Here is a 23,171-nt window from a genome sequence, read left to right on the forward strand (position 1 = left end):
TTTCTCGGACTAGACCGCTGCAGTTAGCTCGGGTGGCTAATTCCGCGAGGATGGTCCAACTGAGGCGATCCGAATTGCAGTCGGTGGCGCGACTGCTGTGGCTCACGTTCCTGCCCCCTGACGGTTCGACCTGAGCGCTCTTTCGTCTCCCAGTTACTGCATTCGGTGTTTACGTCCGACGCAGGTTTGGCAACTGAGCCAGTTACCAATAAGTGCCTATCGCGGTCGCGAACCATATGCTGGTTGCAGACGTCGACAGGAGAGTTTGCTCTGTTATCGATATGATGGCGCAAACTGCAGAGGTGACTCCGACCGCCAGCAATAGAGTTCCGAGCCAAGTCGCTGAAGCTGATTCTATGAAAGAGGCGACGGCATCATGAAAAGTGGTTCTCCTGGTTTCGTTACCTAACCACGGCGTAGCCGTTTGGCTCGCCAGAACTACCAGGAGAACCCAGAAATGTTGTACCTCGCAATCGACCATCATGCCAAGCAGATCACCGTTTGCGTCCGCAACGAAGAGGGGGAGACCATGTTTCGCCAGCAAGTGAGTACTCGCCCCGAGAAGATCGAATCGTCCTCGGCCACCCTCGGCAAGTTGGCGACGGACCAAATCTGCATTGATGGAGTGACTTCAGCAGCGGGGAGAGCGATTTGAGGGGCTTACTTCGCTTGTCAAACACAAACACCTAACATGAAAAAGGCTGCCCGCTTTAACGCGTCTGGTGCAGGGCGGCGGTTGGAGTTGCCGTGGACTACTTGAACTCGCTGTGTGTCAGGCGTTGCGCTGCATGAGCTGGTTTGTTCCTGGCCGTTCTCAGAGCGCTTCGACTTCCGTGAAATAGGCTCCGCCGGCAATTCCGTTTTTGTCGTATAGCCAGGTCACGAGTTTGGTGGGCCCGGCCGGGAGGTCGGTTTCGAAGACGACGCCCTTGCTGCCCGGTTCGACCGGCTGCTCGAGGGACTGTCCGGCGATTTGGAGTTCGGCTTTCACGGCGACAACCGGTTTGTCAGCTTCCTTGGGAAACTGCCGCAGGGTGATGCGATAGCGGCCGGGCTTTTTGACGTAGACCATCCATGGGCCTGTGACTTTCGGTAGCTTGCTGATCGCTTGGAAGTTCCAGGGAGGGTTGCCGTTGGCCAGGCGCCAGTCCTGCGAACAAAGAACGGTGGGATTATCAGTGGGGTTGCCGAGGTCGATGCGGACCGGGCTGAGACGGGGGGATACCTCTTCCCAATAAGGTTCATAAAGTCTGCGCAGCTCAGCTACGACCTCAGGGTACTGCGAAGCAACATTCTTGGTCTGAGTGGGATCGGCCTCTATGTCGCACAATCTCTGCTCGCCGGAATTGACGAGGCGCCAGCGCTCGGTCATCACGACAGAGAAATCGTAGGGTTTAGGGGGAAGTGCGTCGCCACCCGCTCCACCGAGGAACTGCAGCACCAGATGGTCACGCTGCCAGGAGTGCTCTGAACCGTCCAGCAATGGTTTCAAGGAGACTCCATGCGGTGCGTAGCTTGGCGGAACGGAGATGGCGCAGAAATCTGCAAGAGTCGGCAAGACGTCGATGTGGGCGGCCAAGGTATCAACGTCCCTGCCGCCAGTCAGTCCCCCCTGAGGCCAGTGAATGAAAAAGGGAACCCTATGGCCGCCGTCGAAGACGGACGACTTTCGGCCTCGCATCCCGGCGTTATACCCCCGCACTGGGAGTGAGTCGAGCGGCCCAAAGTTCGGATCGTGGTGATCGAGAACGAACCCCGCAGCGGTGCCGTTATCGGTCATGAAGATGAGGATCGTGTTCTCGATCAGGTCGAGTTCATCGAGCTTATCGCGCAGCAGGCCCATGTTGTGATCGATGTTGGCGATCATTCCGTAGAAGTTCGCCTTGGGAACATCGCGATTGCCAATGTAGGGCTCCGCCCATTTTTCGGGTACCAGGTAGGGTCCGTGCGGAGCGTTCGGCGCCAGATAGAGGAAGAAGGGCTTCTCTTTGTTCTCTTCGATAAATCGTATGCCTTCCCTGAACCACACGTCCGTGCAGTAGCCTTCAAATTTCTCAAACTTGCCATTGCGTTCGTAGGTGTCGTCGAAGTAGTCGTTGCCCCAATAGTCCGAGGCTTGGCCAATTCCACCGCAGCGGTGCCAAACGACGTCCTGGAAACCTCGGTCCTGTGGGCGATGGGGAGCGTTGTCTCCGAGGTGCCACTTGCCGACCATCCCCGTAGCGTAGCCGGCGTCGGCGAACAGGTCGGCGATGGTCTTCTGGTCTCGATGCATCATGCTTCGCCCGGAACTTGTCCGGAAGGCTCCCGTGTAACCGGCGTAATGGCCGGTCATCAGTGCGGCCCGGGTGGGAGTGCAATAGGGGCTGACGTGAAAGTCGGTGAAGCGGACCGACTCAGCGTAAAGCTCATCGAGGTTCGGAGTCTTCAGGATCGGGTTCCCATGGCAGCCCAAATCTCCGTAGCCCTGGTCGTCTGTCATGACCAGGATCACATTGGGCGGCGCAGCGCACACATACGCAGCCCCCAAGCAAAAGAGAATCGATAGGAGTGCTGCGTGAAGTCGAATCATTGGTGGCCCTTTTCTAGCGAACAAGAAGCTTACGCCGCTGGCTTACGAAAACGGCGGTCGCCGCCAACGCCAACGCTGACAAGTAGGTGGCGGGTTCCGGGACGGTTTGGGTGATCTGGCTGAACGACAATTGCATGCCTTTCTGAACCAGCGCCTCGTGGAAAGCGAACGCGTCGTCCAGGTCGACGGCGCCATTACCATCCAAGTCGGACGGGTCGTAAAAGCCGTAGAGCGGGTTGACTGGGGCGTTAAAGGCGGCCACGAAGTGATCGACATCGGCCTGGTTGACCTGGCCATCTTGATTGAGATCGGCGGGGTTATCGAGGGGCGAACCAGTGTAGACCAGGGAGTCGGTAGGCAACTCGCCCACCAGGTAAGCAGAGAACCGCCAGTCGTTAGTAAAGTCGCCGCCGCCGATCGAAAGGGTAACGGTATTCTCCCCTGTCGTCATCAAGTCGGTGACATCGATGGTTGCCGCTTGAACGCTGTCGCCTGGTTTCCATCCGGAGCGCGCATACTGATGGGTGCCGCCCCCCTGGTTGTTGCCGATGTACTCATGGCCAAACTGTCGCCATGGGAAGTAGACTTCACGAGTAGTGTACAGGCGGCTCTTCGGATCGCCAGACGTATCGGGATTGTTGAGCACCGCATTGGCAATACTGTTCTGGTAGCCCGTAGTCACGTTCGAATTCTCCACCCGAAAGTCTTCGACGTTATAGGTGCCTGGCCCCTTGCCAAAGGTGAGTCCCAGTTCGTCTTCGTATCCATCGACGGCCTGGTTGTTGTCGGCAGTGTAGTTGTCGACCTCGGCACCGTTGACGAAGATACGGTGCTGATCGGTAACAAACTCGTTTCCCCCCCTGCCGTCAGAACCGGAATGGCCGGAGGTGAAATAATAGAGCTTGAGCGACTCGTACTCTTCGATACCCTCCGGCAATTCAGGCACCTGGACGGTATGGCTGTGGCCCAGCGTACCGTCGGGCAGCGGCTCATCGAAGTAGCCGGCAAACTGGCGTGCTTCGGAGATGACAGGTTTCACGAACACGGGCGACGACGTCGCCGGTTGTGCGGTGGCTGTGATCGCCCCGTCTAAATGCCAGGCGTCACCGGTCCAGGCGTCAACAAATCCACCGATTCGCACGGTCTTTCCCGATAGCCGCGGCAGCAGGTGCGTGATGTCGCGCGTGTGGGTGCTGGTGCCGCCGAAACCGGTTACGCTCTTCATGATTTCGATGCGGTCGCCATTCGGCTCTTCAATATAGAAATTGGCGGCGCGGTCCCACGGATCGACTCCATTGACGACGCCAAAGGTGGCGGTGAGCTTCGTATTCGGGTCGAACGCGGGAAATGTGAACAAGCTCGATGAACGTCGGGGCGTAATGTCGATGTCGAGCACGTCGAACGTTTGCGCCGAGGCGGCAAACGGTAGCGAGAGCGTGCAGCAAACCGCTACCAATAGCCTCGCATTGCGATGCGAATGGGCTAGCGTTTTCATAGTCCACCTGATTCTGTTCCGTTGACAAAAGGGCCTCTGGCAGTGAAACAAGCCCGCCTTCGCGTCGCGAAGGCGGGCCGAACACACTCAAATCAGCCTTACCGACGGCTTGCAATGAAAGCCACGGCGCCCAGCGCGAGCAGAGCTAGCCCCGAGGGCTCCGGAACGGGATTCATGTCGGACAGGGTAATATCGTCGTATCGCAGGCGGTCGTTACTGCCAGTGCCTTTTGTTGCGATGAGCGACCAGGTGACGGTCTCGGTGGTCGAAAAGTCGGCGAAGTCTATCGTCTGCGGCTCGAAAGTTTGCAGGGCAGGTTCAATGCCTGTGCCAGCATCGACCACCGGACCTGCGCCAATTTGGTAAGTAAGCGACGGAGTAAAGTATCCGCCGTTACTTCCCGCAAAGAATGAGAGGCTGGCGTAAGTGACTTCTTCTCCTGACAAGCCCGCAGTGGTCCAAGTGATGACATCGGTCAGTCCTGGTGCGTTTAAGGCGTTGGAGTGGTTTCCACCCAGCGTATCGTTAAAGTAGTTGAGACCGGGAATGGAATTGGCTTGAGTGCCTTCCCCTTCCAGGTCGCTCGCGTCAATCACGTTGACAGAGTCTCCATCAGGATTGGCTGGATTCTCAAAGTTGTACAGGGCAATCGTGCCCGCGGCAGACGCTGAGGTGATTGCGCCCCATACCAAAGTCGTGACAGAGAGTGTCGTCAATAGGTGTCTATTCATTTGCTTGACCTGTGCTGAAGAGTGAGATGAGAACTAGAGCACAACTGCTCAGAAATACGTTCGCTTAGTTGTTGAACCGCACGACAACAGCGATCGTTGCGAATCAACTGTTTCTAGGAGTAGTCGTGATTTAAAGCTTACTGGTCATTGGCTCTCCTTGTTGAATGGATAAAAATGCCCCACAATATTTCCCCCACCCGGTGCGCAGCGATAGCCGCCACCTAGAGTATCGGTGTTCGAATGAAGCTGTGAGATGAGCTGCGAGTTTCCTGCGGTTGTTGATGCTCCTGTGTTGCAAGAAGCATCAGCAAGCAGTTTCCCTAGTCCGCAGCCAACGGTACTGCAACGATGCCGTACATATTCGCCCGGACACTTGTACCCCGATAATCTTTACGGAGTACCTCTCCGTTGGGCCCAAGCAAGACTTCGCCTGCCTGGGGAACAACCTGTTTCCAGACGTTCATCCTATGTTCGATGCTCTTGCCTGGGCCAATGCTGGGCGGCCCCCCTGTCCCCCCCGTAAAGCCTTGGTCGATGCCAACATCGTCACCCGTGTCCTCAAACGACTCGATAAGCCAAGCCGGACGAGACACTCGCTCGTCCAACAATACGTAAACGGTGGCGGGCTCTGCGAGCTGTAGCCGAATGACCAGGTCGTCGGTCGCCTTATCGTCGTTAAAGGTTCGCACCAGGTCACCGCCGATCAGGTAGCCCGGCATGCCAGCCTGGGTAGCTCCGTTCCATTGATGCCCTCTGCGATCTACAAAAGCCAGGACATCCTCGTCCATGCCACCCGGAACGATATGATAGAACTTCCAATGATCTTCCCGAACATTATTGTCTTTCACCGAAGCGATAAGAGCTTCTTCGACTCCTTCGTCGTTCTCTATCCCAATGGGAGAATCGCGGACCTCGACGATTCGCGAGAAAGTGCCGTCGCTGGACACTCGCACGGCGTCGCCTGTGTGGAAATGTCTGACGACCTGCTCCGGACCATTCTTCCCCTTTCTGGTCTTCGATTGAAGCTTCAGATTCACTTCGCCTTCAAATACGACAACGTCGGTCTGTTCATCGGCGACTCCTACAGAGAAGGAGGTACCCAAGTCAATTACTTCGACGGAATCCGATTCGACGGCGAATCCCTCGGCACCATCGGGCACGTCGACTTTGATGTTGCCGTTGATCAGACGGACGCGATCCTTCGACAGCACCTGCACGATGGCTGGCGCTTCCACATGCATCGAGGTATCGGTGATCAGACGCAATTCAAGCGCGCCACGCTTCAGCCATAAGGTGTCTCCCGGGTGAACCGCATCGGTATTGTCTCCTCCCGGCCGCCCAAACGACCAATGGCTCCCGTCGCGCAAGGCAGCAATCGTGCCAACGGTCCGGGTGATCGGAGGAGTCACATGGGAAAGCTGCGGTTCGGGTTGGCCGGCATTGTGCCAAAACAATAGACCAGCTCCCAGTACTCCGACCAGCAAGCAGAGCGAAAGAGCGAGACTCCAAGTGGGAGTGGTAGCGGCGACTGGGGCTCGCTGGAGCTCAAGCTGAAGAGACTCTTCCAGGCAGGGCGAATCGAGCAGGCTCGCCACGGTATCTTTGCCGCCCCGCTCCCAACCGAGTTGGGCGTGCACCGCCGTGAGCTCGCGAAAATTACGACGTGCCTCAGCTGACGACCGCAGTATCGCAGACAGTTCTTCCAACTCGACTTCGGAAAGTAGTTCGTTGCATCGAGCCAGAGACAACTCCCGCAATCGTAGTTCATCAAATTCTCTGGGCGATTCGGTCATGCTAACGCTCCGCTTTCATCTGTGAACGTCTTACGCATTCACGTAGGGATACAATCGCCTGGTTCAATGTTTTATAGACTCCGCTTAGAGATTTACCGGAAGCTTTGGCCATCTGCTTCACCGTCATCTGCTTGCCATATTTGTCTTCAATGGCTTTGCGTTCGGCTTCTCTGATCTTCTTCAGGCAATGGCTCAGGTAACGTCGGCCGTCTTCCACAAACGTATCGGGCGCGGACCAATCGTCAGCCAAAAGGTCCACAACTTCGTCGCTGAACCATAATCGGCTCTTCGCCTGGCGGGTGCGATGATGGCGAATCTGGCGAACTGTAAATCCAATCGCCCACGGCAGAAATCGCTTCCCTTTCTCGAACTCCTGACGCTTGCTCCACAACGCGAGATTCACCTCCTGCAGCAAGTCGTCGGCGTCGGCAAGTGTGGGGACCACACTCACGATGAATGCCCACAAGTCGCGTTGGCTGGCCGACAAGGCAGCCACAAATTCGGTATCGTCGTTTCCAGCTTCAGGCACGTCGGTTGTCATGTTGTGCTTCACCGCTTTTGCGTCTGCTTTCGATGTGGTGTTCCGCAACGCCTCGGCTGCGTATCGAGGGACAATGGTTCTCGAACGATCTGCCCCGATATTCCACTGCAATCTTGCGAGAAGGCAGAAAAAACTGCGAGAACGGCGCCGCATGCAGAATTCGACAAAAATCTCGGGCAACTTCTTCTTTTTGTGGTGGAAAATCAGCGAGTCTGATTCAAGTATACGCGAAGGCGGCGGGAAGTCTGATTGCGTTTCTTATCTGCGCCTCCAAGCACCTTTGAGATCCAATGCTCTGTTGCTTTGCAAGGGGCAAGCAGTTTACCACTCATCCCATCCCGTGTTGGTGTTCGTCCAATGCTGATCAGGTTAGCCGGCCTTCGCGTTGATGCTTCCAGGGCCAACACGGTCGTCGTCTGTTGGCGTCGCCAACCGGTTCTCCTTTTCACACTGTAACCATCAAGTAGTCAAGGATCGAAGCTATGAGAGTTGCCCATTTCAGTCGCCGCGAGGGCTTCACCCTGGTGGAGTTGTTGGTGGTGATCGCCATTATCGGCATCCTTGTGGCGTTGTTGCTTCCGGCCGTGCAAGCAGCCCGGGAGGCGGCCAGACGAGCAAGCTGCGTGAACAACCTGAAGCAGCTTTCCTTGTCCGCATTAAATTATCATGACACTCAGGGGCGGTTTCCTGTCAACATCACTCCCCGCCGATCAGACCCATTCACGGATGACTTGGACGACTGCACAGGGCAGAGTTGGATCCTCTCGATGCTGCCCCAGATGGAGCAGCAGGCTTTGTACGATCAGTTCGAACTATCGGGTGACATGGTCGTAGGCGGTGGCCAAGGTAACGATGGGATAGCGAAACCGCAGAACCTACCTTTGATTGCCACCGAGCTCGATGCACTGAAGTGCCCCTCCGGCTATAACGCTGAGTTCGGAACCAGGACGGATGCGTTTCAACTGGTAGGTCATGTGGTGGCTACTACGAACTACATGGGAGTCATGGGACCATCGCACTGGGGCAAGAGCAGTTTCGGTGGCGGTTCGCGTTGTTATAACACCACTAAGCAATGTGAGGGCATATTCTGGCTGCTCGACTTTCATTACAACGTGAAGGTTTCGAAGATCATCGACGGCACATCGAAAACCTATCTCGTCGGCGAAGACTTGCCTCAATACAACCGCCACAACGCATGGGCCTACTCGCACCACAGCGTGGCCAGCACTTTCGCTCCTATCAATTACAAGCCAGATCCGCTGCCCGAAGACTTTACGACGAATAATTGGCCCGATATGCGCGGATTCCGGAGTGCTCATCCGGGTGGGGTTCAGTTCGCGTACGCCGACGGCCACGTCGAGTTCACTACGGACGACATCGACCTCAATATCCATCGCGCTAGATCCACCAAGGCGGGTGGCGAACTGGGGCCTTGGACACCTCCGCCACCGACTGGCGGCGGAATTCGACCGTAATGCTCAGTCTCTGCAATTGGTTGTCTGGCTGTCCAAACATCTTTCACTTCATGCCCCAAGTATCACTCCCTATGTTCCATAAAGCTGAGCTTCTCGGGAAGCGTGTGAGTTGCGCGGTACTACTTCTCTGCGGAGTGCTTTGTATTGCGGGTTGCGGAGGCAACAAGGGCACCGTGACTGGCAGTGCCTCGCTTAACGGCGAGCCGCTCACGAGCGGTCGCGTCGCCTTCTTTCAGGACGGGCAGGCGCCGGCCATTGCCAATATTTCGGAGGACGGCAGCTTTCAGCTAGCTATCGGAAGCTCCAAGGGTATCGAACCTGGTGAGTACAAAGTCACGGTTAGTTCCTATGACGTCGGTAAGGCCAGCAGCCCGCAAAACCCGCCCCCAGTCAAGTTAATTACGCCCAAGAACTATTCGGATGTCACCACTACTCCGCTTACCAGCACGGTAGTCAAAGGCAGTAACCAGATCGATCTAGAACTGGTGACCAACTAGTCCTTCACTTCACACCGCCAGTTAGATGGTCCGCTACGCCCAACAACAGTAGCGGCTTTGGGGTGCAGGCTTTGCAGGCAACCCATTTCGACAAGACCGAATGTAGTCAACTGAAATTGTCTCGTTGGTCAGCACGGCAATCGTGTTCTGCAACCATCAATCCATTCAAGCTTAGCTGCCCCATCTCCTGAACACCTCTTCACACCTTCGGAGAAATCAACAATGTTGCCCAGATGCAAATCTCTGAGTCGCCTAACACTTCTCGCTGCGATGGCGTCCTCCCCAGTGTTATCCACGCCTGCACTCGCCGTTTCGCTGGCGCCCGACGATGCGAGTATCAGCGGAAGCCTGCTTACGTGGCTACGCGATGCGGAGACGAATTACAACTCCACCACCGGCGTGTGGGCTGATAGCAGCACTAACGGCAACAGCGCGACATTGCTGCCCACAAGCACTACGGAATCGAGTGTCGTGGTCTCCTACACGGCCCCTACGATAGCCAGTGACAGTAATGCGGTTTATTTCGACACCGCAGTCGACGAGTTGCTCGGAACCTCCGAGTTGAATGGCGGCGCAGGGTTCAGCGACTTAACGATTGTCTCGGTGTACCGTTCGCCAGCCGGCAATGGAAATGTGCGCCCGGTCGGCATCGTTTCTACCGCCGATGTGCCGGGCGGATACGGAGACGCCTTTCAATTGACTGCGTCCCCCAGCATCGCACAAGACAATGGCAATATTGTGGGTTATACCCAGGGCCAGCCAGACGATCAGTTCTTCATCCGCATCGCCCGCATGGATAGCGCGGGCGGCTTCGTAAATGACTGGTTCGGCTACGATGAAACCGATATCAAAGAGGTGATGACTAGTGACTCAACCTTCACAACTCAGAATGGCAAGTTTTACTTGGGGGATGTTCGACGCGGCACAATCGACCCTCTAAATGGCAACAGCATAAGCGTTCCCAGTTTTTCGATTGCCGAGTCCATCGTGTACGGGAGCGCATTGACGGATTCTCAGGTCGAAGGGATCGCCGAATGGCTGGGCGACAACACCGATGCTTTGCAGGTGAAAGACTTCCCCGAGTTGTTTATCGACCGCGATACGTTTGAATTGACGCTCGAGAACAACACGGGTAGTGATATCGACTTTCTTGGTTACAGCATACGTGACACCGCTGGCGGGCTCGACGCCGGAGAATGGACCACTATCGCAGGCAACTACGACGCCGCTGGGGATGGCTTGGTGGACCCCGACAACAATTGGACGGTCCTCACGCCTGGAGATGCACCAACCGATCTATTCAGCGAGTTCGAGCTAGACCTTAATGCGGGCGACGGAGGCACTCTAGCCGTCGGACAAAGCGTCAACCTTGGCCCAGCATGGATTGGGAGTGTCTTCGAATCAAGTATCTCAATGACTCTCAAAGCGTCCGACGGCGAAGATATCCCTGTTACTGTCCGGTTCATCGGTAACGACAACGAGCCGTTCGCCCTCGGCGACTTGAACGCCGACGGGGAGGTAGACGGCGGGGATTGGGGCACATTCAAGTTTAGTTTTGGCCTAAGCGGCTTTGCGCCTACTCTCGCAACTTCCTACAGAATTGGCGATCTGGATGTCGATGGCGACGTCGACTGGGATGATTTCGGGCTATTCGAGGAAGCGTATGACAACATCCATGGCACAGGAGCGTTTTCAGTGATGACAAGCCAGGTGCCCGAACCGAGCGGGCTGTGGCTCGCCGGATTGTTGATGGTGGGGGTCGGCGTGCTGCACCTCCGCCGGTCGCGTCCTGTGCGGCTCGCCTACGCCACGGCGAACCGCTACTGCTTAGCACCGCTGTGTATTGCGACGCTCGCGTGGTTAGCAATCGGCAGCCAGGCGAACGCAGGTGTTCTTGCTCTGTACAATTTCGAGAATCCAGACGCTCGCTACGAAGACTCGGCCAACGTGATTGACGCGACTGATTTGGTCGGCGCAGGCAATCAAGCCAACTCCATACCGGGTCTTGACTACTTTAACGATACGAGGGGGGGGAATCACCTCGACCCCGCTAGTGCCTCCCAAGAGGGAGAAACCCGCGTGATCACGTGGACAACCGCCGGCCTTTCGGGACAGTCGGTCTCCTACAGCGGACTCTCATTCTTTGCTGGCAGCAACTCCGGCCCCTTCATTCCATCGCTTACCTACCAGATTGGCGGAGGTCCCGTGATCGATGCAGGTACTGGCTTTCAACCCGAGCTGCAGACCTTCCAGCAACAGACGCTCGACTTCGCTAACTTCTCAACCACCGAGACCGTCACTTGGTCGCTGATCGCAACTCGAGGTGAAGGAGGGAATAACGACCGTTTGCGGTACGACGACATTACCCTGTTCGATGACTCGCTGGATGTTCCAACCTTGCTGGTGAACACGGTGACGGGTGCGCTTACGATAGAGAACACAACCGATCTCAGCTTCGATATCAACGGTTACGAGCTCACCAGCGAGAGCGGCTCGCTGCACCCCGGAGCCTGGACCAGCATTCAATCGCAATCACTGGCGGGAATCGGTTTTCCTGCAGGCAATGGCTCCGGCAACGGGTGGGAAGAGCTAGGCAATCCAGCGCTGCCGGATACACCGCCGAACGCTTTCCAACTATCCGAAGCCTACTGGCAAGGCTACTCTTCGCTGACGCCCGGCACGAGCATTCAATTAGGCAGCGTCTACGATATCTCGAGCTTGCAAGACCTGGCGCTTCGCTTCCGGCTCGAAGATGGGTCGTGGGTCGAGGCCGTGATGGAAGAAGTCACCACCTTCCTGAAGCCAGGCGATTACAACGGAGATGGCGTCGTGAATCTCGCCGACTACACCGTCTGGCGGAACAACCTGGGCGCCGCGGACGAGTCGGCCTTTGCTCCCAATACAGGCAACGGCAACGGCGTCGACGCTACGGATTACCAGGCCTGGAAGGACAATTTTGGGTCTGTTTACGTAATGAATCTGGCCAACGGCGCATCGCAGGTGCCGGAACCCTCGACGCTATGTCTGTTTGTACTCGGCGGAGTTATCATACTGGCTCGCAAAGCGAGAGCCGCGGTGGTTCCTGTCATGCTGTTGGTGATGCTGTCGCTGTTTTCTTCGCCCACCTTCGGATTCTTCATCGAAAGATCCTATCTGCTGGGTGATGATCCGGTGGAAGGGACCATCACGGCCGGACTGACAACGGCTGGCCAAGGAGGCACTAGTGAGATCCCGGGCAAGACTGCCGACAGCTCGGCCCCTTACGTCGATATGAATGTGATGGGCACGCCGCTGTACGTGGATGTGACAGCCCGGCCCGGAGCGATGGCAGACCCGAGTCGCACCGTCCCCCTGGGCATTGAGTTCAACGGTACCGGCGACCACCTCTCCGGCGTGCGGTTTAGTGACGGCGACGATTACTGGGTACTCGACAATTTCGGAGAGAACGGCTACCCGCTGAACTTCGACGATATTTATAATCATAGCATGTCGGTATGGGTTAAACCCGACAGCGCGACCCAGAATGTCCGACAAGACGTCTTCATGGACACTGTCCAGCACGGAATTTATATCACGGACCAGAACACCTGGGGGCTGCAACACGACAACCGAAATCTCGATTCGCAGATTCCGGTAAGCTACGATTCGTGGACGCACGTCCAACTGGTTTCGTCACTCAACCGCGCGTCACTACTCGTGGACGGTCATCTGGTGGCGCAGCAAACGGCAGTCTACAACGCCGTCGGTGGGGGCCAGCCAACCATGGTGCTAGGCGGCAACCACGATGGCACCGCAAATTACTTCGATGGGACCCTTGATGACGCGAAGATTTTCACCTGGGGAGACAACTCGGACGTGCTCCCTGGCCCGGATGGCCAGATGGGAATGGACTACGGCGATATCGATCTGTTCGAGACGAACGACATTATCCGAGCCCAAGCAGAAAACTTCGATCCCGGTGATGTCAATATGGACAACGCGGTCGATGAACAGGATATCGCCGCCCTGCTGGCAGGCTGGGACTTCATGAACTTCCCCGCCGTAACGGCTACTGCGAACGGTATCGCGGTCACACCGGAGGGCGGTATCGACACGCGCAGTCACGGCGACTTGAACTACGATGGTATCGTCGACCTCGACGACGCGTTCATCCTGCATGAAGCGTTGCAAGCCACGCCGATCGGCGGGCTCGATTTCAGCCTGCTGGGTGGAACCAATGTACCAGAACCCGGAAGCATAGCGATGCTGCTGGGTCTGGTGGCCGTCGGCATGAAGGCGATACGCCGGCCGAAGTAGGTGAAAGTAACTAGCCAACCTTGTTTCCTCCAACAGCGACAGGGGAAGAGCGTTCGCGACGCTCGGGCAGCCCCCTGTCGCTGTTTTAGCAATCCATCGAATTGAAGACGGTGAAGAGCCGCAACCACGATAAACATCAACAATGTACCGTTGTGATTGAGGAAGTTATGCTGAGAAGACCTACGATAAAGATTGCATTATTGCCAGCCATTGCCACACTGTTGTTGACAGCTTTCGTGGTGACCATTCATTGTCCTGAAGTCGCTCAGGCGGAACCCGCGAGCGGTTCCCACGTTTCGGACAAATCCCCATCCCCTAAAGCCACATCCAGCTGGGTGGTCGAGACCCAAGAAGAGTGGCAAGCAGCCGCTAAGGAGGCCGCGGACTTCGAACTGATCGACGGCACGGCCAAGCCCACCAAAGCCGGCGCGGTGTTCGAAAGCCAGATCCAGCCTTTCTCGAAGAAGCAGCAGTTTGAAGCGGTCACCTTTAAACAGACACCCCATTGGGGCCCGGGCAAGTGGAGCGACGCGGGGAATCTTGCTCCCATCAACGGGGGCGACGCCGCGGTCTTCCTCTCACCGGCCGATGGCGACTACTGGTACTTCAATGCCGTGAAGAATGGGGGCGAGTACCACGCCTGGCACAGCACCGATCTGAAAGACTGGCAAGCCTTCGGCAACGTGACCGGAAAGGACTGGGTGACCACCGCCGAGTTCCTGGACGGGAAGTTCTACATCTACTACGACAGACCGAACGACGAAGACCCGCACCTGATTGTCTTCGACAGTGCCGACGACCTGGCCGAGGGCAAGTACACCGATCACGGGATGGTGTTCTCCGACCCCTCTCCGGGGTCCGACATGGGCGTGTTCCGCGATCTCGATGGATCGTTCCATATGATCTACGAAGACTGGTCCGCCATCAACGCCCGGCGTCATAGCTGGGACTCGCAGTACGCGGGCCACACCTCCAGCTCCGACGGCATCCATGGTTTCACACCGCACAAGCACACGCCGCCGATCGACCTTCGCGGGAAGCCAACCGGCGATAAAGGGACCTATGTCCACCCCCCCACCGGCAAGCGTGAATTCGACGTGCACGATGGCAAGCAAGACGCGTGGGGCGACTACGAACTCCTCCGGGTAGGCGATACCTACTACCTGTTCGCCGACGACGACCCGCATGACGGCAAGATCGGCTTCGGCTACTGGTACTCCGACGATCTCTATGGCAAATTCACCTACGGCGGCCAGATTCGTGGCGGTCAGCACCCCGATCCCACAGTTGGCTTCGCAGAGGGGGAATTTGTCGCGTTCCTGCAAGGTACCGATGTCCGCAGTCGCGGCCCTTGGGCGGATGGCGTTGAAGCCCAAGCGGGCGTGGATGTCGATGGAGATGGGACAATCGACGAGTGGACCGAGTGGCGAACGGTCAAGGAAGAGTACTCGAGCATCGAAGGGTTCGCCAAGTGCTACAAAACGACTCCCGCCGCGCTCGACCTCTCCGAGTTGCCAGCGGGATACGCGGTTCAATTCAAGTTCAAAACAAGTGACCCCGAGGCGGTGCTAGATCGGGTAGAGGTCACTTCTGCGGCCGTCGACAGCGCGGCGCCGCAGGAAGCAGAAGAAACCGAGCCAACATCGACCTCGGCAAAGTACACGGCCGACTGGAAGTCGATGGACGGCTACCCCGTGCCACAATGGTTCGACGACGCCAAGTTCGGCATCTTTATTCATTGGGGTCCCTACAGCGTGATGGGCTACAAGAAGGGTGGCCGCGGCTACGCTGAACACACACCTAGCGACATCTATAACGATCAGAAACACCACTACCCGTGGATGGAAGAGAGGTTCGGCGGCCATCCGCCCGAGTTCGGCTACAAAGATGTTGTGCCAATGTTCAAGGCCGAGAAATGGAATCCCGACCAGTGGGCCGACCTATTCGACAAAGCCGGCGCTCGTTACATCGTGCTGACCGCCGAGCACCATGACGGATACGCCATGTGGGATTCAGACCTCACCGATTGGTGTGCCACCAAGATTGGCCCGAAGCGTGATTTGGTGGGCGACCTCGGCAAGGCGGTTCGCGCTCATGGCATGAAGTACGCTCCCTCCTATCACCGCGAACGACACCCAAGTTTCTTCGCCGAGAACGGCAAACTGAGGTACTCAAAGGTGTATTCGGAGCCGTTACCAGACATTGCCCAGGAGATCGAACTGCATCCGGAGGCCGAGGCGCTTTACGGTCCGTTTAGCTACGATGATGCCTTCCTTGAAGACTACGTGGCTCGCTGGCAGGAGATCCAACAGAAGTATCAGCCCGACTTCATGTGGCTTGACGACATCCCGGTGTTCTATCGTGCCCGGCCGCACGAGCAGCTTGACAAATACCGCCAGGCCTGCGCGGGCATGATTGCCAACTTTCTGAACGATGCCGCCGAGCGCAACCAGCCGGTCTACCTCAACAATAAAGGGGGCCATCCAAACTGGCCGGTCGAGTTGGGATGCCGTGAGAAGGACAACATGCAGATCAAGCAGGTTGGCCCAAAATGGGAAAATCCGGCTACGCTGGGCACTTCCTATGGATACCTGCAAGCCGAAGAAGAGCGGGACGCTTACAAGTCGCCTACCGCGCTCATTCATCTGCTGTGCGATGTGGTCAGCAAGAATGGTAACTTGCTGCTGAACATCGGTCCGAAGGCCGATGGCACGATTCCTGAAGGTATGCAGCGGCGGCTGCTAGCGATGGGCGAGTGGTTGGAAGTCAATGGCGAGGCGATCTACGGCACTCGGCCCTGGGAACAGTACCAGGAGAAGCTCGACAAAGCGTCGGGGCCCAACAAGCCTTCCGGCAGGCACGCGATCGATGCAAATAGTATTCGATTCACTCGCTCGGCCGACGGCAGCCATGTCTACTGTATTTTGCTTTCCTGGCCCGATAAACAAGTCTCCATCCAATCATTGGCTGGCAGAGGTATCGCGCAAGTGCAACTCCTCGGGAGCAGTGCCGACCTTGAATGGAGCCGCGCGCAAGAGGGGATCGCCGTTGAGTTGCCGGAGGCGAAACCGTGTGAGCATGCGCATGTATTGAAAGTCACGCTCGAGGCTCACTAGGTACAGCTTACTTGAAATGTTGCTTCCATCGAGCGCTTGAAAGTTCTTTGTCTCTCAGCTTTCATCAGGCCGCCCAAAGGACGAACTACCACCGAGCCACAATCCTGATACTGGTGCAACTGAAACAAGACCTCTACAGCGGGCGGAGTACCGAGGGCATCCTTACAAGCAGCAATGTGGAGAAGTTCGGACTGTGGAAGAGCCCTCGCCAATCAGTTACCAACCGCCGCTCGCATTGAACCCATCCCTGATCGCACCCCATGAAAGATCCGATGATACCGGTTCCACCGAGATTCGCCCGCCGAACAAGTTACGTAATTTGCAGCCTGATTGTTGTGTTTTGTACGGATGTCGCCCTAGCGCAGCTCCAACCGCAACCTGCCGAGAAGCTCGATAATCGACCAGAACGCTTGGAATGGCTCCAAGACGCGGGCTTCGGGTTGTTCGTGCATTGGAGCCTCGATAGCCAGGTGGGCAGCGTGATCAGCCACAGCCTGGTCGGGTCGTCAGACGACTACAAGCAGTGGTACTTCAACGAACTGCCCAAGACCTTTAATCCCCGCCATTGGAATCCCGACGAGCTGGCTGAACTTGCCAAGATTAGCGGCGCCAAGTACGTGGTGTTCACCACCAAGCACCACAACGGCTTCTGCATGTGGGACACCGAGACCAGCGAGTTCGACATCACCACCACGCCCTACAAGCAAGACATCGTGAAGCGCTACGTAGACGCGGTGCGGCGGCAAGGTCTCGGTGTCGGCCTGTACTTCTCGCCTGAAGACTTCCACTGGATGCACCAGAACGACTACGAGGTGCGTCGTCGAGGACTGCCGTTCAACCCGAACACGCAGGAATCTCTCGTCGAACTCAACCAGGTGCAAACCAGGGAGCTGTTCACCAACTACGGCCAGATCGACGTGTTGTTCATTGATGGCGAAGGTGAAGAACCCGTAAAGCGAGTGGCCTGGTCGCTGCAGCCCGACTGCCTGATCACTCGCGGGGCGATCGAAACGCCCGAGCAGCGGATCCCCGGCAAGCCTCCTGAGGGCCCGTGGGAATCGTGCTTCACGATGGGCACCCAGTGGCAGTACAAGCCGACCAACGAGAAATACAAGTCGGGCACCAAAGTGATCGAGATGCTCATCGAGACCCGCGCCAAAGGCGGCGCGCTCTTGCTGAACGTCGGCCCCATGCCGGATGGTCGCATCCCCATCGAACAAGACGCCCGGCTCCGCGAAGTGGGGCTCTGGCTGGCCGTCAACGGCAAAGCGATCTACAACACCCGCCCCTGGGTGGTCACCAGGGAAGACAACATCTGGTTTACCAAGGCCAAGGATTCGGACACGGTCTACGCCTTTCTCACGGCGATTCCGAACTGGAAGCGGGGCTCCCGCAAGGAGTTTCTGCTCCGCTCGGTAAAGGCCACCGATGATACCGAGATCCAAGTCCTCGGCCAATCGGGTCGTGTCATCGAATACGCCCCCGGCAAAGACGCCGAGGCTAAATTCACAAAGACGCCTGAAGGCCTCTCAGTTTCCGTCGTGAGGGCCCAAAGGCTGTACAACGATAGTAGATGGCCGAACCCGGTGGTTGTAGAGATCACGCATGCAGAGCCAAGTGAATACTCATCGGAGGACAAAAGCGGGCGGCTTGAGTAGCCTGCCACCAGCAATTACCGTTGGCGATGGACTGGTGTGGTCTGGTTGGAACAGTAGCGTGGAACGAGAGCGAGAAAGATCAATGTACTTAATGAAACTGGCTTTCCTTGCAGTATTGCTGGGCACTCCTCACGCGGTAGCCGCAGAATACTACGTTGCTCCGAACGGGGCCGATGCCAATCCCGGGACGATGGAGCGACCATTTCTGTCGGTCGCGGGTGCGCAAGAACAGATCCGCAAAGATCCCAATCGAGGCATTGAACCCATCACTGTCCACCTAAGGGCCGGAACCTACTATCTAGATGCCCCCATCAATTTCGCCGAAAAAGACTCAGGCTCCCCTGGCTCGCCGGTAACTTACAGATCTTACGAGTCGGAACAAGTCGAACTGAGTGGGGGCCGAAGGCTCGATCTGACGTGGAAGCCGTATCGAGACGGGATTCTACGGGCGAAGACGCCAAACGGCATACAGTTCGATCAACTGTTCGTGGACGGCGAGCGCCAAGTACTGGCGCGTTACCCTGACTACAATCCAGACGTGCTGCCATACCACGGCTTTGGCTCCGATGCGTTCAGCCCCGAGCGAGCGGAACGGTGGGCGGACCCAACCGGTGGCTTCATCCACGCCATGCACCGCAATCATTGGGGGGGCTACCACTACCGAATCACCGGCAAGGAGCCGAATCACGAAGTCGCCTACGAAGGCGGGTGGCAAAACAATCGCCAAATGGGAATGCACAAGTCTTATCGATTTGTGGAGAACATTTTCGAAGAGCTGGATCAGCCGGGCGAGTGGTTTCACGATCGCAAAACGCAAACGCTGTACTACTACCCCAAAGCTGACGTTGATTTGGCCACCGCCAGGTTGGAAGTGGCTCAACTCAAGCATCTCGTTGAGTTTCAGGGCAGTAAGAAACACCCGGTCGAGCACATTCACCTAGTAGGACTGACGTTCCGCCACACAGCACGGACGTTTATGGAGACCAGAGAACCGCTTCTAAGAAGTGACTGGACGATCTATCGGGGCGGGGCGGTGGTGTTTGAAGACGCCAAAGATTGCACGATATCCGACTGCGAATTCAACCAAGTTGGCGGCAACGCGGTGTTCGTCAATAAGTACAACCGCCGAATCACGATCCGCGGAACGCACATCCATGGAGCCGGTGCAAGCGGTGTCTGCTTCGTCGGGGATCCCGCTGCGGTCCGCGACCCACTATTCGAGTACCACCAGCGGCAAGCTTTCGCCGAGATCGACAAGACCCCCGGTCCGAAAGGTGACAATTTTCCAGCTGACTGCATAGTGGAAGACTGCCTGATTCACGATATTGGCGTTGTTGAGAAGCAGGCGACCGGCGCGCAGATCTCGATGTCCAGCGGAATTACCATTCGACACTGCTCGATATACGACGTAGGACGGGCTGGCATCAACATTAGTGAAGGTACTTTCGGCGGGCACTTGATTGAGTTTTGCGACGTCTTCGACACGGTGCGCGAAACAGGCGACCACGGCAGCTTCAACTCGTGGGGGCGTGACCGATTTTGGAACCTGGAAGGCGCCCCGCCGGCCGAACTTCCGCAACTGGCCCTGCTGGACACCGAGAAGACGATCATTCGCAATAGTCGCTGGCGTTGCGACCATGGATGGGATGTCGACCTGGACGATGGTTCGTCGAACTATGAAATCTACAACAACCTGTTCCTCCACGGCGGGCTAAAACTCCGCGAAGGCTTCCATCGCTACGTACACAACAATATCGCGATCAATAACAGTTTGCACCCCCATGTGTGGTACGAGAACAGTGGAGACGTTGTCACAGGTAACATCTGGATGACTCGGTACCGCCCAGTACGGATGAATGGCTGGGGTAGGGAAATTGATCGCAATCTGTTTACTACCGAGAAGGCACTCCAGGCATCCAGGACAAATGGATGCGACGAGCATTCGGAGGTTGGAGATCCAAAGTTTGTAAATCCCATCCACGGCGACTATCGAGTGCGGGAGGGCTCGCCCGCTTTCAAGATTGGCTTTGAGAACTTCCCGATGGACAAATTCGGAGTTCAGAAACAGGAACTGAAGGCCATCGCCCGAGTGCCCGTATTCCCCGAGCCCAAGCTTCAGGAGGGACAACTGCATGCCGCTACAGCCTCACAGTCACAATGGCGGGGTGCTACAGTCGCTAGCCTGACGGGCGAGGAGTTTTCAGCGTTTGGTGTAAACAAAGAAGCGGGAGGCATCCACCTGGTCGTAGTTCCGCCTGAGTCGAAGGCTGCGAAGGCTGGCTTCGAGTCCGGCGATGTCATTCTACGGGTCAACGGTGAAGAGATCCGAACCGTGGCCGGCCTGCGAAAGCTCACGATGCGCAACGAAATTTCAATGATGAATTTTGAACTCGTGCGAGATCAGAAGCAAAAGTCAGTGGCCACGAAATAGGGGCACATCCTGGATCGTCGTAGGTTGTGCGCAGACCCGGGCGACGAGTACTCATGTGAAGTAGCTGCAAGACAAACAGCTAGCCCTGGTTAACTGCTCTCTTACACTATCCTGTTTACCGTAGCACTACTACGTACTTCCACTAAGCTCCCCACTGCCGTTTGAATAACATGCTTGCATTTCTTCCGCCTAGCTCATGCTGTTTGACTTGTTCACTAGCCAGATGGTTCACTGTCTATACGGCCTTAGCAGTTGTGATCTACGGTTCGCCTGCTTTCGGGCACACGCTACAGTCGCCAGATGGTCGTATCAAGGTTCGAGTCGGACTACAGGACGATTCATCTCCTTCTCGACTAGCCTACAGTGTCTTTTACAACGAGGAGGAGTTAATCCGCAATTCACAACTGGCTTTAGTCCGTTCTGACGGAGTAACGGTGGGAGCTCACCTGGAGCGGGTATCCATCGGGGATGTAGAAGCCCATGACTCCACTTGGAGACCAGCATATGGCGAACGAAGCATCGTGCGAGACTGTTTCAATTCTCGACCCTTCCGCTACCAAGACACGAAGGCGAAATGCTCCTTCGTGGTCGATTTCCGCTGCTACGATTCGGGAGTTGCGTTCCGAATAACCTTGAACGCATCTGAATCTTCGCAGGTAATAGAAATTGCCAAGGAGAATACGCAATTCTGCTTTCCAGCCGACCATACGGCTTGGTGCACGTCGCAGCCCCAGGGGACGTATACCGCTCGCAAGCTCAGCACTATCGATAAGCTAGTTGAGCGTCCACTTACCATCAAGGTTGACCACGATCGCTACCTGGCAATTGCAGAGGCAGGACTGGTTGATTATCCAGCGCTGAGGTTGGACAGGTCGAAAGAAGATTCTTGCACTTTGGTTATTAGCCTACATGGAGGTGCTCGGAGAGCAGGCTCGTTGCAGACTCCCTGGAGAGTATTGATGATTGCAGACAGTGCAGGTGGATTGTTGGAGAACAATGACCTACTTCTCAACCTGAATGAGCCCTGTGCCATATCGGACACCTCTTGGATCAGGCCTGGCAAAGTCCTGCGCGAAATCTCGCTAACTACAGAGGGTGCCAAGGCCTGCATCGATTTTGCCGTCGCCAATAATATTCAGTTCGTCGAGTTCGATGCGGGGTGGTATGGCAACGAATACAGCGATGCATCCGACGCAACCACGATTACGGTCGATCCAAAACCATCTGCTGGCCCCCTCGATTTGACTTGGGTTATACGCTATGCCGAGCAGCGCGGCATCGGTGTCATTTTGTATGTCAATCGACGTGCTTTGGAGCGACAGCTAGATGAGATCTTACCTCTTTATCAAGAGTGGGGCGTTGCCGGAATCAAGTTTGGTTTTGTGAATACCGGCTCTCAGAAGTGGACAACCTGGCTGCACGAGGCAGTTCGGAAAGCTGCTGAGCACGAGTTGATGGTCGACGTTCACGATGACTATCGGCCCACTGGCTACTCGCGTACGTATCCAAATCTCATGACGCAAGAGGGAGTGAAGGGGGACGAGGCCACTCCCACTAGCCGTCAAGCCATTACGACGCTATTTACCCGTAACTTGGCGGGGGCGGCCGATCATACCATCTGCTACTTCGAGCGTCGAGTGGAACGTAATTGGACGCACGGCCATCAGCTTGCCAAAGCCGTCTGTACCTACTCGCCCTGGCAATTCCTCTACTGGTATGACTCTCCACTCAGCTTCGAGCAAGATGGCGTTCGATCGCGAAGTCGTATTGTTGAGACACCGGAACTAGAGTTATTCGCGAAGGTGCCAACAGTCTGGGACGAAACGAAGGTACTTCGTGGAGAGATTGGTCAGTACGCCGTAATTGCTCGCCGCTCAGGGGACGACTGGTTTCTAGGGGCGATGAACAACAAACAGCCCCGTGAACTGGAAGTACCACTAAACTTTTTGGAAAAGGAACAGCAATACCACGCTCGTGTCTACCGAGATGATAGTACCATCGACACTCTGACAAATATTCGTATCGAGGGGCAATTAGTAGAAGCCGATGAGAGCTTCGACATCCGGTTAGAGTCGCATGGTGGGCAGGCGGTGTGGCTCACGCCAACAAGTCGTCTTGCGCAGGACGTTCAGGTCCAACCCGATTCCCTATCAAGCTCTCATTCCCAGTTGCAGGACTGAGCTATGGTCCATCTTGGTTCTACACCTCTGCAGTTTGGTGAGGCAGCCTTCTCTCAGTCGGATGCATTGACTTAAGCAGGCTCCAGTGAGTGGCAACTTGCAGCGGTCTATGTCCTTCACTGTCATCTGCGCGAGCGGCGAGCGCAGTCAATTCGACGACGCTCCAGGGCTTGCGGCGGGGATTCACTATCGATCAACGACTACCAAATCTGGGCTGAATGGCTCGGGGCAGACTTGCACAGGAGCGACACTCCTGCGCGGATTGCATGGAAGTCGTTCGCGACAAATGTGGGCGTGACCTGGGTCACCATGCGACTGTCGCTTCGGTGCTGAGATCGCCAGACCACCATTGATTTCACATTCGGCAAACCCGCCGTGGTTGCATC

General features: G+C 56.4%; 13 protein-coding genes. 8 read left to right on the top strand and 5 right to left on the bottom strand.

What is annotated here, in order from left to right:
• The first annotated feature begins 457 nt into the window (after positions 1 to 457).
• Positions 458 to 655: a hypothetical protein gene (locus tag NG895_RS30045; protein WP_252856270.1), complete on the top strand. Its 198-nt coding sequence runs from the start codon at positions 458 to 460 to the stop codon at positions 653 to 655.
• 159 nt (positions 656 to 814) lie between these two features.
• Here the strand turns inward: NG895_RS30045 and NG895_RS30050 are convergent, their stop codons facing one another.
• The 5 genes from NG895_RS30050 to NG895_RS30070 form a co-directional block, all read right to left on the bottom strand.
• Positions 815 to 2,572, bottom strand: a complete 1,758-nt coding sequence (locus NG895_RS30050; RefSeq protein WP_252856271.1) for an arylsulfatase — start codon at positions 2,570 to 2,572, stop codon at positions 815 to 817.
• Between the two features lie 13 nt (positions 2,573 to 2,585).
• On the bottom strand, positions 2,586 to 4,067 hold the full coding sequence (locus NG895_RS30055) for a peptide-N-glycosidase F-related protein (protein ID WP_252856272.1): 1,482 nt from the start codon (positions 4,065 to 4,067) through the stop codon (positions 2,586 to 2,588).
• Between the two features lie 98 nt (positions 4,068 to 4,165).
• Positions 4,166 to 4,798, bottom strand: coding sequence for a PEP-CTERM sorting domain-containing protein (locus NG895_RS30060; RefSeq protein ID WP_252856273.1), 633 nt, complete (start codon positions 4,796 to 4,798; stop codon positions 4,166 to 4,168).
• 320 nt (positions 4,799 to 5,118) lie between these two features.
• On the bottom strand, positions 5,119 to 6,591 hold the full coding sequence (locus tag NG895_RS30065; RefSeq protein ID WP_252856274.1) for a FecR domain-containing protein: 1,473 nt from the start codon (positions 6,589 to 6,591) through the stop codon (positions 5,119 to 5,121).
• A 1-nt stretch (position 6,592) separates the two neighbouring features.
• Positions 6,593 to 7,132, bottom strand: a complete 540-nt coding sequence (locus tag NG895_RS30070) for a sigma-70 family RNA polymerase sigma factor (protein WP_252856275.1) — start codon at positions 7,130 to 7,132, stop codon at positions 6,593 to 6,595.
• 482 nt (positions 7,133 to 7,614) lie between these two features.
• Between NG895_RS30070 and NG895_RS30075 the strand changes: the two genes are divergently transcribed.
• The 7 genes from NG895_RS30075 (at position 7,615) to NG895_RS30105 (ending at position 22,785) form a co-directional block, all read left to right on the top strand.
• Positions 7,615 to 8,607 carry a DUF1559 family PulG-like putative transporter gene (locus tag NG895_RS30075; protein ID WP_252856276.1) on the top strand — a complete coding sequence of 331 codons (993 nt, stop codon included), beginning with the start codon at positions 7,615 to 7,617 and terminating at the stop codon, positions 8,605 to 8,607.
• A gap of 71 nt (positions 8,608 to 8,678) precedes the next feature.
• The gene (locus NG895_RS30080) at positions 8,679 to 9,104 is read left to right on the top strand and encodes a hypothetical protein (protein ID WP_252856277.1); all 426 of its coding nucleotides are present in this window, start codon (positions 8,679 to 8,681) and stop codon (positions 9,102 to 9,104) included.
• 270 nt (positions 9,105 to 9,374) lie between these two features.
• Positions 9,375 to 13,400 carry a LamG-like jellyroll fold domain-containing protein gene (locus NG895_RS30085; protein ID WP_252856278.1) on the top strand — a complete coding sequence of 1,342 codons (4,026 nt, stop codon included), beginning with the start codon at positions 9,375 to 9,377 and terminating at the stop codon, positions 13,398 to 13,400.
• A 167-nt stretch (positions 13,401 to 13,567) separates the two neighbouring features.
• The gene (locus tag NG895_RS30090) at positions 13,568 to 16,516 is read left to right on the top strand and encodes an alpha-L-fucosidase (RefSeq protein WP_252856279.1); all 2,949 of its coding nucleotides are present in this window, start codon (positions 13,568 to 13,570) and stop codon (positions 16,514 to 16,516) included.
• Between the two features lie 272 nt (positions 16,517 to 16,788).
• Positions 16,789 to 18,174 carry an alpha-L-fucosidase gene (locus NG895_RS30095; RefSeq protein WP_261361849.1) on the top strand — a complete coding sequence of 462 codons (1,386 nt, stop codon included), beginning with the start codon at positions 16,789 to 16,791 and terminating at the stop codon, positions 18,172 to 18,174.
• 82 nt (positions 18,175 to 18,256) lie between these two features.
• Entirely contained in the window at positions 18,257 to 20,605 is a 2,349-nt protein-coding gene (locus NG895_RS30100) for a PDZ domain-containing protein (protein ID WP_252856281.1), read from the top strand.
• A 170-nt stretch (positions 20,606 to 20,775) separates the two neighbouring features.
• On the top strand, positions 20,776 to 22,785 hold the full coding sequence (locus tag NG895_RS30105; RefSeq protein ID WP_252856282.1) for a glycoside hydrolase family 97 protein: 2,010 nt from the start codon (positions 20,776 to 20,778) through the stop codon (positions 22,783 to 22,785).
• The last annotated feature ends 386 nt before the right edge of the window (positions 22,786 to 23,171 follow it).

The organism is Aeoliella straminimaris (genome assembly GCF_024054565.1).
Lineage (GTDB): Bacteria > Planctomycetota > Planctomycetia > Pirellulales > Lacipirellulaceae > Aeoliella > Aeoliella straminimaris.